At 60.6% G+C, this 12,162-nt stretch carries 7 protein-coding genes; 3 read left to right on the top strand and 4 right to left on the bottom strand.

The features are described from left to right. Nucleotides 1–6,096 (bottom strand): NEL-type E3 ubiquitin ligase domain-containing protein (locus JFT58_RS28675; RefSeq protein ID WP_198834812.1); only part of this gene is annotated, 6,096 nt, incomplete at its 3' end. 158 nt (nucleotides 6,097–6,254) lie between these two features. Here JFT58_RS28675 and JFT58_RS28670 point away from each other — a divergent pair. Then, nucleotides 6,255–7,523 carry an Hsp70 family protein gene (locus JFT58_RS28670; RefSeq protein WP_054896375.1) on the top strand — a complete coding sequence of 423 codons (1,269 nt, stop codon included), beginning with the start codon at nucleotides 6,255–6,257 and terminating at the stop codon, nucleotides 7,521–7,523. A gap of 638 nt (nucleotides 7,524–8,161) precedes the next feature. Here JFT58_RS28670 and JFT58_RS28665 read toward each other — a convergent pair. The 3 genes from JFT58_RS28665 to JFT58_RS28655 all read right to left on the bottom strand — a co-directional run bounded on the left by JFT58_RS28665 (nucleotide 8,162) and on the right by JFT58_RS28655 (nucleotide 10,540). Continuing rightward, nucleotides 8,162–9,175, bottom strand: coding sequence for an AI-2E family transporter (locus JFT58_RS28665; protein WP_003188124.1), 1,014 nt, complete (start codon nucleotides 9,173–9,175; stop codon nucleotides 8,162–8,164). Nucleotides 9,176–9,380: 205 nt separating this feature from the next. Then, on the bottom strand, nucleotides 9,381–9,680 hold the full coding sequence (locus JFT58_RS28660) for a PsiF family protein (RefSeq protein ID WP_014716700.1): 300 nt from the start codon (nucleotides 9,678–9,680) through the stop codon (nucleotides 9,381–9,383). A gap of 71 nt (nucleotides 9,681–9,751) precedes the next feature. After that, on the bottom strand, nucleotides 9,752–10,540 hold the full coding sequence (locus JFT58_RS28655; protein ID WP_034125676.1) for an AraC family transcriptional regulator: 789 nt from the start codon (nucleotides 10,538–10,540) through the stop codon (nucleotides 9,752–9,754). Nucleotides 10,541–10,638: 98 nt separating this feature from the next. On the opposite strand from JFT58_RS28655, the gene JFT58_RS28650 reads away from it, so the two are divergent. Beyond that, entirely contained in the window at nucleotides 10,639–11,529 is an 891-nt protein-coding gene (locus tag JFT58_RS28650; RefSeq protein ID WP_034125675.1) for a DMT family transporter, read from the top strand. Between the two features lie 97 nt (nucleotides 11,530–11,626). Next, the gene (locus JFT58_RS28645) at nucleotides 11,627–12,157 is read left to right on the top strand and encodes a ferritin-like domain-containing protein (RefSeq protein WP_034125674.1); all 531 of its coding nucleotides are present in this window, start codon (nucleotides 11,627–11,629) and stop codon (nucleotides 12,155–12,157) included. Nucleotides 12,158–12,162 lie beyond the last annotated feature (5 nt).

Here is a 12,162-nt window from a genome sequence, read left to right as displayed (position 1 = left end):
CTTCCAGACCCCATGGATATCGGGCTTGGCTACCACCCCACTGCTGACCAGCGCCAACGGGTTCTGGGGTGCCTGCACCCGCAAGATGTAATGCTCGCCATCGCCCGCATCCGGCATGCTCGCGACAAAATACTGTTTGCCGTTGAAATCGATGGCTTTAGCCTCAGACAGTTGCAGCTCCTGACCCACAGGCTCCACCAACACTTCAAGGCTCGCAGTGGGCATCAACGCTTGCGCCACTTCATCGCGGGACAGGGTTTGAATCAGCTGTGCTTCTTCGATTGCAAACTGCCCCTGCAGTGCTTCGGCCTCACCGTCGAACACCGCCTTGGAGATTGCACCGGACTCGAAATCGCGCAACAACGCATTCATTTGTTCGTGATGGGGTTGGTTCTGCGCCTCGAACCGCGAGCGGTATTTGTTCGCGATGTAGTCTTGCCAGAATTCCCTGGCGAGCATGGCTTGAAACTCATGCACCGAATTATCCAGGCCGATCACCTTATCGTACGCAGCATCCAGCATCGCCTGGCTGACGTTGCCGAAACGAATGAACCTGGTCTGCTGCGCCTGGCCAGGCAAGTCAAGCCGCTCTTTAAGGCCGTAACGATAGGCCAGCCTGATTTCCACTTCTTCCAGAGCCCTTAGAGCGTCAGCCTTCTGCGTCGCCGTCAGGTCTTCGCGGCTATTGATCGCAGTCCGGCGCTGGTCGATATCCGTAAGGGCGATCTTTTCCACTTCCTCCAGACGGAACAAGCCCCTGGACAGCTTCACCAGCGCGGCGCCCTGAGTCGAATCCAACGCCTGGGCCTTGGCATTGCTGGTCATCAGCTGGATTTCCAGATTACCGAAGGTCAACGCGGCACGGTCGCAACACGTCGCCTGGCCCGCCCATTCGAACATCTCCTTGCGCAGCTGCTCCGACTCGGCGCTGTGGCTGGCAATCGCGTCGATCACCTCCCACACCCGCTGCTGCACATCCTCATATTCAGCGGGCGCCACGTTCAGGTCTCTGAGCATGTCGAAAAAACCGTCCGAGCCTGGCAGTGCACGCAGGGTGGACCATTGGCTTTGGCGCTGGGCAAGCTGCTGCGTTGACAACCCTCTGGCCCAGCGCTGAAACGGCGCTGAGTCGCCAGTAACGGCCTGCGGCACAGTCACCTCCAGAGTGCTGCGCACCAACCTGTTGGCCGCTCGCTCCGGGTCGGTAAGCCGACGGTTGTAATCGGCGATTCGCGCCTGAGTTTCGGCGGACAAGGGGTTCAGGCCCAGGTCAGTGACGCTGGTTACCCGCAGGGATTGCGCCAACGCCTCGTCCGAGGGGGCAATCAGCGCATCGGGCAGCGTTGAAATCCGACTGCCCCTCAGGTACACCGCATCCAGGCTGGGCTGCGCCCCCAGCCCGGTGGGAAAGGTTTCAATATGGGTATTGCCCATCCCCAGCGAACGCAAATCCGTCATCTGGCTGAAATCCGGCGCGATATCAAGGGGGTTTGAATTGAGGATCAAGGCTCTGAGGGTGCTGCGCGACGCCAGCATCGCAGCCGACTCCGGGTTCAGGCGTATCTGGTTATTTTGCAACGACAGCCGGGTCAGGCCATGCATCTGCCCCAGCGCCGGCGGCAACTCGCGCAACTGGTTGCGCGACATGTCCAGCCAGCGTACGCCCTGATGGCGAGCGAGGAACCCCTCAGGCGAAGTACTGAGGTTCATGTTGCTCAGCTTGAGTGAGCCTACGTGGCTGAAGTCCGCATCCAGGTCGGGCAGGCTTGGCAGCGTCAGGCCGCTGAGGTCCAGCTCCAGGCCGAAGGGCTCGCCGTCGTTGGTGAGCTGTTGCGGGGTTTCACGGCGCCAGCAGCGCATGATGCGGTTGTGCGCCAGGTTGCGATCGCGCAGTGACGCAGCATCGGTGGCGCGCTCCCCCACGCGCACATAGCGCTGGCGCTCGCCGCCGCCTGAAAATGCCCATGCGTTCAACTGCCTGAGCAGCACAGAAAACTCCTGCCAGCGCCGGTCCAGCTCGGTATCGGCGCCTTCGCCCCAGCTCCAGACAAGCTCCCGGGCCTTTTGCAGGGAATACTCGGGGTACATGTGCTGCACCATTTCCAGGCGTGGGTTTCTGCTGTCAAAGGCGCCATCGAGAGCGCCTGACACAAGATCGGGGCGTGACTGGTTCACGTCCTGCCAATACTTATCGAATGTTTCCCAGTAATCGTGTGGGAAGCGATTGCCATCAAGCAAGGTGACGTTATTGATCCGCACGATCGTTTCCAGTTGATCTGCCGGCGGAACAAGATTGTCCTGCGGTACCTGCAGCAGTCGATTGTGACGTAAGTCGACGCGCTCCAGCCCAGTCTGCGTCCTCAACCCCGAAGGCCAACGCTCGATTCGGGTGAAAGATAGATTCAGCGCTCTCAAATGCGGCATACCGCCGAAATCAGGCAATGTACCCAGCGGATTTTCCGAAAGATCCAGCACTTGCAAGGCATCCAGAGCGCTCAAGCTTGCCGCGCTACGCTCGCTCAGTTTCAGTTCATTGGAGGGCAGTTTCAACGACGTGAGCTGCTTCATATCGCCGATCACCGCCGGCAACTCGACCAACTCGGCGCCAGTCATGCTCAGGCTCTTGATATGCGTGAAATTTTCGAGGAACAACGAGCTGGAGTGCCCCTTCCATGTGAGCCCCGATAACGCCACTTCCTGGACATGACTGAAGTCGGCCTTCAGCGGCGGCAAATCCACCCAACGAATCTCGTCTTTTGAACGACGGATATTCAACTGGCTTCCGGTCTCGCGACGCCAGCAGCGTTTGATTGCATCACTCACACGCCATTCGGCGCTGTAGTACGCCAGGGCATGTGGCCCTCTGGAGCGAGCCCACGCTTTCAAGGATTTTTTCAGGTGGTGGTATTCCAGCTCACGACTGGCCAACCCGCCTGGGACATCTTCGCCCAGCGACTGAATAAACGCTGTGACTTGCTCCTCAGTGAATGATGGATACAACCGGCGTACCCGCTCTGCTGGAGAGCGCAGCACATTAGCCGCCACCCTTGCCATATGCCGAAAGCCCGGAGCGCCGCCCATCAAGCGGACCATCGGATCGTACTCGGGCTTGCGCAGCGGTTGGTCCTCCAGCACCGTGCGCAACGCCTGGCGCGAAAGAGGGTTGCGTTGAATCGCCTGCTTCAATTCGACCGCGCTGCCCAACCCGAGACGCTGACGCTCATCGGGCGCGAGTTGCTCCCAGATGGCGCTGTAGAAATCGCCGGGCAGGGTTGCCTGGAACTCACCGCTGTCCAGCAGTATCAGGCTGCGCTTGTGCGGGAAGTCGGGGGAGCCGATGGCATCCATCAGCGTGCCCTCCGCCGAATACTGACGCAACTCCACCCGCGAGCCACGGTGCCAGCCCGGCAGGGTTTCCAGGGTACGCAAGGCCAGGCGCTGACTGTCGAGGTGGGTCTGAGTATCTAGGTGCAGCCCTTCGTAGGCGCGCGCCACGCGGGTTTCCTGCGCGCACCATTTAGCCTGCGTGGCCAACCGGTCAGGCAGGCGCCCGCTGCTGCGAAAAGCGGTCAGCTCATCCACAGCAGCGCCTTGCAGCAAGCGTTCGGCGGCCAGCGTCGGCAAGGCCGGGTAGGCATCCAGCACGCGCTGCACATCGGCGTCAGGCGTTGGGTTCAACGCACGGTAACGCTCCTCCAGCAGCGGTCCCTTGAGGCTATCAACGGCATCGCCAAGGTACTGGCGCAGCTTGGCGGCGCGAACGTCCAGCGACTCTTCGGGGCTGCCGGGGAATTCCTTGAGCTGCGGGTCGACGCCTTGCAAGGTGTACAGCAACTCCCTGAGTAAACGGCCCTGGGCCATGGCGGTCTCGGTCAACACCATCACGCGCTTGGGCAATAAGGGCGACGCATCGGCGCTTTCCCACACGACCTCGCCCGTTGGGCCGATGACTTTCAGCGCTACGCCATCAGGCAGCAGGCCGCGGCGTTGAAGCAGGTCAAACTGCAGTGCCGGTTCGGCCTTCTGGTAGACCAGCGGGTCACTGCTTTTGATTTGCTCGACAAAGGTAGTCAGTTGCTGATGCAGCTCGAAGCGCTTGATGGTGTCGTCAAGCAACAGCGGCAAGGGTTCATGATCGACCGCAACCTGGCGCAGAGCGTCAGTTTCGACGCCGCTGATACGCAACGGATCCGCCTGCTCGACCAGCCCGAGGCGCTTGATCAAGGTGGGCTCGTCCCAGGTCAGCGGTTCTTCCAGCTCATGGGTCCACACCCCGTTATGGTTGTGTTCCAATTCCGGCGCGTAGGCGTCGGGGCGAGTCGGGTGCTGAATACGGTACTGGCCGCTCGGGTCTTGCTTGACTTGGTAATGCGTATCCTCGAACGACACCCATTGCTGACCGGCATGATCGTACAGGCCCAACGTATTGGGCTTGACCTCTGGCGCCGGTTTGGTGGTAGAGGCATAGGGCCTGAGGTCGGGGTTCCACAGTACCTGCTTGCCCGTGGGCAGCGTCACCGGTTTGAGGTGATCCACTGCGCTTTGCCATTTGACGGTGGGCAGCACCTTGGACCCGGTGGCAATGAACGCTACGTTCAGGGCTACCGATGCAAAATGCGCCCACATCTGGCGGGGCTCGCCTTGATCGTAGGCCTCGATGCCTTCAAATACTTCGTAGCACATCTGCGATGCGCCCACGGCCAACATGATCGGGCCGAGCCCCGGCACCACGAACGCGGCGAGATTGAATACGCTGACGGCCGCCTCGAAAAAGCCTTCCAGGCGTTCGAGCCGGGCCTTGCGGTCCTCGTCTTCGGTGGGCACGGCCACTGCGCGTGCATCGCTCAGGATCTTGCTGATATGCGCCTGGCGACTGCGCTGCCACAGCTCACCGGCAAGGGCGAACTCTTGCATAGGCAAGCGCGCCAACGGCGTGCGCAACGGGTAGTCCGCGCCGCCATTGCCGTTACTGGCAGGCTGGTACAGACGGTTGAACCGGGTGAAGAACCCGCCTTGTTCGCGCACCGGCACAAAGCGGCTGAAGAAGCGCCGGTACGATGCGCTGTGCAGACGGGTACGCAAGTCGGCCATGAATTCGCCACTGGACGCATACTCCTTGAGGGGCTGTTGCGGGTCGCCGGGGATGTACACCACCAGAGGCTCGGGGCGGTTGGTGTTTTGCCGATCAGGGCCGATCAGCAGCGGCCCCACCAATACGCTGTCGAACACGTTGAGCGCGGTGTATGTCACAGGCTTCCCGGCCAGTTTCGGCGTGGCGGAGCCCGAGACCACATTCTGGAGCATCTGGCAGGCGTCGGCACTGAGCGGTCCGGTGCTTTGCAACCGGGCAATATCGATGCACAGTGCCAACTGCTCGCGTTGATGCTCTTCCAACAGCTGTTCAAGGGCCTGGCGCTCATCCGCGTCCTGGGGCTCTACAATGGCCTTGATATGCGCCTGATAAAGCGCGCCAAGGTCCAATGTGCGGCAAAGCCTGGCGAAAGCATGGGGCGTGATCGCCACCGCCTGTGCATGGACGGCCGCGAAGGTCGCAATGATGTGGGGGTTTTCTAGGTTGAAGGTGGTGATCAGTTGGCAATCGGTGCACGACGACGGCTGCTCTTCATCGGCCTCGAAATTGGCCAGGGCCGCTTCCAACAGGGAAATGCCGCGATACCTGTAGCTCAGTGACGGGTCGTTTTGCTGCTCGAAAACAAAGGCACCGTAGAAGTCATCGCGAGCACCTTTTGAGCCGTATTTGCGCACGAAAAATACATTGCGCACATCCAGTTCCAGGTTGAACTCTTTCTTGATCGCCTCTTTGAGCGGCTGTTCGGCGAAGGCCAGGACGTCTTCGATCTGGCCCAGGTGCTCTTCAATCGCATTGAGCGTTTCGCGAAAGCGCGTGTGCCGGGCAGCCAGAGTGGTTTTGTCTTGGTGAGTGGCGGCCAGGTACCAGGCAGGAATATCCATCTCGTGCGTGCCTAGCTCTTGCTGGCGTTGCGGCGTGCCTTCCATGAACCAGTTCGGCACGCGTTGTTTGAGAAAGTCGTAATGCACGCCGCGCAGGTCGGCGTTGAAGGTTGCATCAGGCATAGCGATTCGTCCGTGAGGGCAGTAAAACCCGAGCCTAACCAAGCCCCTGCCGGTTCAAGACGTAGCTATATAGCGCGAATTTACGGATCGCCGGTCTACGCATCCGCTCGCGAGTGACATACACTGCGCGGCCGTTTTTTGCCCGGAACCTGTAAGACATGAAAAACGAATCTCCAGCCCGTGCCTGCGGCATCGACTTCGGCACGTCCAACTCCACCGTCGGCTGGATCCGCCCCGGCGAGGAGACGCTGATCGCGCTGGAGGACGACAAGATCACCCTGCCGTCAGTGGTGTTCTTCAACTTCGAGGAGCGCCGGCCGGTATATGGTCGCCTGGCGCTGCACGAATACCTGGAGAACTACGAAGGCCGCCTGATGCGCTCGCTCAAGAGCCTGCTGGGTTCCAAGCTGATCAAGCACGACACCAGCGTGCTCGGCACTGCCATGCCCTTCACCGACCTGCTGGCACTGTTTATCGGCCAACTCAAGAGCCGCGCCGAAGCCAACGCCGGTCGTGAATTCGAAGAAGTGGTACTGGGCCGCCCGGTATTCTTCGTCGATGACGACCCGATGGCCGACCAGGAAGCGGAAAACACCCTGGTGGATGTGGCGCGCAAAATCGGCTTCAAGGACATCTCGTTCCAGTACGAACCGATTGCAGCGGCGTTCGACTATGAGTCGACCATCGAGAAAGAAGAGCTGGTGTTGATCGTCGATATCGGCGGTGGTACCTCCGACTTCTCCCTGGTGCGTCTGTCGCCGGATCGTCGTCACAACGACAATCGCCAGAGCGACATCCTCGCCACCGGCGGCGTGCACATCGGCGGTACCGACTTCGACAAACAGCTCAGCCTGCAAGGCATGATGCCGCTGTTCGGCTACGGCAGCCGCATGAAGAGCGGCGCCTACATGCCCACCAGCCACCACATGAACCTGGCCACCTGGCACACCATCAACTCGGTGTACTCGCAAAAATCCCAGCTGGCCCTGGGCAGCATGCGCTACGACATCGAAGACACCGGCGGCATCGACCGCCTGTTCAAACTGATCGAACAGCGCGCCGGGCACTGGCTTGCCATGGAAGTGGAAGAAACCAAGATCCAGCTCACCCATCAAGACAGCCGCCACGTGCCGCTGGACCGCATCGAAGCGGGCCTGAGCGTAGACCTGAGCCGCGCACTGTTCGAGTCGTCCATCGACAGCTTGCTGGAACGTGTACGCGGCAGCGTCACACAGTTGCTCAACGACGCCTCGGTGAGCGTGGCGCAGGTGGACACGGTGTTCTTTACCGGCGGTTCCAGCGGCATCCCGGCGCTGCGCCACAGCATCTCTGCAATGCTGCCGAATGCGCGGCATGTGGAAGGCAATATCTTCGGCAGCATTGGCAGTGGTTTGGCGATTGAGGCGAGCAAGCGTTACGGTTGCTGAGTTGTAGCTGACACCGTGGCGCGCCCACTTGACGGTAACCACGATGCGAAGCGAGTCGCTCTTGATCTTGCTCTGCTTGTGATCTTGATCTGGCTTTTGATCTTAGGCGCCCCGTTAAACCACGCTGGCCGGAATTCGACAGGGATTTGGGGGGTAAACCGGCAGGGATGCCGGTTTAGCCGCCCCGCGCCATGGATGGCGCGTGGCGGCGGCCCCCCAAATCACTGGCGAATTACGGGCACACCGAGCCCAAGCGAGGTGCCGAGTGGTGGGGCAAGAGCGTTTTGCTTACTTTTGCGCTTCTCAAAAGTGAGACGCCGTCAGGGCGTAACCCTAAGCGGCCGTTACCTAAATAACGGATATGTACGCGGTCAAATCCAACATCCCGGTCGGCAGTCAGGCCGCCTTCGCGAGCAAGCCCGCTCCCACAGTTTGATCGCGGGGCGTCAGATAGATAGGGGCCGGCTGTGAGGCCGTCATCGCAGGCAAGCCAGCTCCCACAATTTGATCGGGTTGTGTCAGGTAGATAGGCTTCGGCTGCAGGCCGTCATCGCAGGCAAGCCAGCTCCCCCAGGTGATCGCATTTCAACGTGGGAGCGGGCTTGCCCGCGATGGCGTCAGCCCAGGCGACACAAGGCTTAAACCATCCCACCCAGCTTCAGCTCGCTTTTCAGATAGGCATAGTAAATCGGCCCCGCCACCACCCCCGGCAGGCCGAACGCTGCCTCAAACACCAGCATCGCCAACAACAACTCCCATGACTTGGCACTGATCTGCCCGCCGACGATTCGCGCGTTGAGGAAGTACTCGACCTTGTGGATCACGATCAAATACCCCAGTGCCGCCACCGCCACCCAGATCGACAGCGACAGCGCCACGATGGTGATCAGGGTGTTGGAGATCAGGTTGCCAATCACTGGCAGCAGACCGAGCAGGAAGGTCAGCACGATCAGGGTCTTGGTCAACGGCAGGTGAATGCCGCATAACGGCAGCACCACTGCCAGGAACACCGCGGTGAAGGCGGTGTTGAGCGCGGCGATCTTGATCTGGGCGAACACGATATTGCGAAACGCCTGGACCAGCAGGTGCAGGCGGTCGAACAGCGCGGCGGCCAAGGGTTTGCGCTTGGTCAGGTCGGGCACGCGCTGCAAGGCGATGATCGCACCCAGCACCATGCCGATCAGCAAGGTGACGAACATGTGGGCGGCGTCTTTGCCGACCAGTTGCAGTTCGCTCAAGTGCTTGCTTAGCCAATCGCCAATGGCCACGCGAAACTCCGCGGCGCTGGCGGGCAAATAGGCGTCGATGGACGGCGGTAATTGACCGCGCGCGCGGTCGACCACGCCCATGAATTTGTCCAGGGAAGCCCCCGGGTTTTCCGCTTCGTGGAGCAGGAAGCTGATGGCGCCAGCGAAGATCAAGGCCAACACGCTGACGATCAAGGTGCCCAGCAAGGCCACCGCCAGCCAACGCGCGCGCCGGCCTTCGATCAGGCGTTGCAGTTGAGGGGTGAGCATGTTGACCAGTTCATAGACCAACAGGCCGGCCAGCAGGCTGGGCAGCAATTTCAGCGGCAGTACCAGCAGCAACCCGCCGAAAATGATGATGTAGCTGGACAGCAACAACACATGACGCTGAGAAAACGTTGGCATACAGCCTCAAAACAAACGGCGTTGAAGGATGGGCAGTCTGCCAGCCTTGAGGGAATCAAGCGAGAGCGGGTGTTGTGAATACGATCAAGTGTGGGAGCTGGCTTGCCTGCGATGCGGGCACCTCGGTGTATCCGTCATACCGAGGCGACGCAATCGCAGGCAAGCCAGCTCCCACAGGGGTTCTGCAGCATGCGTGAACTCGCGATCAGCCCTTGAGGCAGGTGCTCATGAATGTCTTGCGCGCATCACCGGTCAACGCCTTGGTTTTCGCCGACGCATTGCAGTCTTTCATCTTCTGCTGCTGCGGGGTCAGGGTCTTGGCGTCGTTGGCGGCAGGTGCCGACAGGCAGGTCTTCATGAAGGCCTTACGGTCATCGCCCTTGAGCGTCTTGGTGGTGGCCTCGGCATTGCAGGTGGTCATTTTGTTCTGCTGGGCAGTGGCGGCAAAACCCTGGGCACACATCAGCAGGCCCATCATCAACAACGGAATACGCAGCATCTTCATGGAGTTTTCTCCCTGTTACCGTGCCGACGGGCACGGCCTACAGCGCAGTGTAGTCAAAACCTGTTACAACTTCACCGGCCACGAATATTCGCCCGCCGGTATTGCTCCGGCGTGCAGCCGGCGTGACGTTGGAACATGGCGATAAACGCCGAGGCGGTGCTGTAGCCCAGATCAAACGCCACGTGTTGCACACTGCGGTCGCTGTCCAGTGCCTCGATGGCCGCCAGGTAGCGCAGGCGCTGGCGCCATTCGCCAAAGCTCATGCCCAGCTCGCGCACAAACTGGCGCGCCAGGGTGCGCTCGCTCACATGCACCTGCTCGGCCCATTGCGCCAGAGGGCGGTTGTCTCCCGGCTCTGCCTGCATGCCCTCCAAGACCCCAAGCAATCCCGGGTGGCGGGCGTAGGGCAGGAAGCAGTCGTGGACCGGCGCCTGCCTGAGCTGGTCCACCAGCACCTGGGCCAGGCGGATGTCGGCGTCGGTGCGCGGTGCATTGACATCGCGCAGGGCGAAATCCTTGAGGATCGCCTTGAGAATGTCGCTGATCGCCAGCGTGCAAGGCTGCTGTGGCAACTGCTCGCACAGCTGCGGCGCCAGCCCTACGGAGTGGTAGACAATCGCCTCGGCATTGTAAGAGCTGTGCTCAGTATGCGGCGGCACCCACACCGCGTATTGCGGTGGCGACATGAAGCGATTGCCCGCCACTTCCATGCGCATCACACCGCTGGCCGAGTAATCCAGCGAGCCCCAGGTGTGCTGGTGCGGGGTGCATTCGGTGTCCGGGGCAAAATCGGAATACCGAAAGTACACCGGGCTTGGCAGGCGGGCAAAATCGGGCAGGCGCACGGTGTGTCGGGACATATTGTCTGGATTCAACGCTCAGTTGTCTGGATCGCAGTATAGGCTTCGATCCAGACAGAGGATAATCCTGCCTCGTCAACACACTGGGTTTCTTTTCAATGCAATACGCGTATCCGCTGCTGGCTATCTTTATCTGGGCCGGCAACACCGTGGTCAACAAATTGGCCGTGGGCTCGATCTTCCCGGCTGAAATCGGCTTTTACCGCTGGCTGTTCGCTGCGTTGCTGTTCACGCCGTTCATGCTCAAGCCGGTGATCGCCCACTGGCCGCAGATCCGCCCCAACCTGGGCAAGATCTTTATCCTCGGCGTACTCGGCATGGCGGTGTATCAAAGCCTGGCCTACTACGCCGCAACGCTGACCAGTGCCACCAACATGGGCATCATCCTCTCGCTGATGCCACTGATGGCGTTGACCGCCGCGATTATCAGCCTCGGCCAACGCCTGACCTTTGGCGCGCTGACCGGCGCGGTGCTGTCGTTCGCAGGCGTGGTAGTGGTCGTGTCGGCCGGCAGCCTGGGCGCGTTGCTGCAACATGGGGTCAACCTGGGCGACGGCATGATGCTGGTGGCGACCCTGGCTTATGCGGTCTACAGCACCCTGCTGAAAAAATGGCAACTGCGCCTGCCGCCGTTGGTGCTGCTGTATTTGCAGGTGCTGGTCGCGGTGGTGGTGCTGCTGCCGCTGTATCTGTTCTCGGCCAAGGCCGGTTTGGGCTGGGCGAATATTCCGCTGGTGCTATACGCCTGCCTGCTGGCTTCGATGCTGGCACCGCTGGCGTGGATGCACTCGGTCAAGACCCTGGGGCCAAGCCGTACCACACTGTTTTTCAACCTGCTGCCGTTGATTACCGCGCTGATTGCAGCCGTGGTGCTGAAGGAGGAGTTGGCGCTGTATCACCTGGTGGGGGGCTTGCTGACCCTGGGTGGAGTAATTCTGTCAGAGCGTTGGACCACACCGGTCAGACGCCCTCAGGACACATCCTGTTAAATCCGATAAAACTTTTCGCCTGGTCCGGGACTCACAACCAATAGCGATCACGCCGGCAGAGCGTGGCGTACAACCGGATTAGCCCCAGGAGATTGAAATGACTGAAGCACGATTGACTGACGTTGCAACCCTGCGCAGCCGCGCCCGCCAGAACGTCGAAAACGGCGCCGTGACCGAAGGCTATGACGCCGACCGCGAAGAAATCATCCGCCTGCTCAACGAGTCGCTGGCCACCGAACTGGTCTGCGTGTTGCGCTACAAGCGTCACTACTTCATGGCCAACGGCCTCAAGGCCAGCGTGGCTGCCGATGAGTTCCTGGAACATGCGACCCAGGAAGCCGAGCACGCTGACAAACTGGCCGAGCGTATCGTGCAACTGGGCGGCGAGCCGGAGTTCAACCCCGACCTGCTGTCGAAAAACTCCCATGCGCAATACGTGGCGGGCAACACCTTGAAGGAAATGGTCTACGAAGACCTGGTGGCCGAGCGGATCGCGGTAGACAGCTACCGCGAGATCATCCAGTACATCGGTGACAAAGACCCGACTACCCGTCGCATCTTCGAAGACATCCTGGCTCAGGAAGAAGAACACGCCGACGATATGGCGGATATTCTGCAGGATCTGTAATAACT

Origin of the sequence: Pseudomonas sp. MF6767 (assembly GCF_016405475.1) — a bacterium.
Taxonomy (GTDB): domain Bacteria; phylum Pseudomonadota; class Gammaproteobacteria; order Pseudomonadales; family Pseudomonadaceae; genus Aquipseudomonas; species Aquipseudomonas paracarnis.
This window is presented reverse-complemented; position numbering and strand designations above follow the sequence as displayed.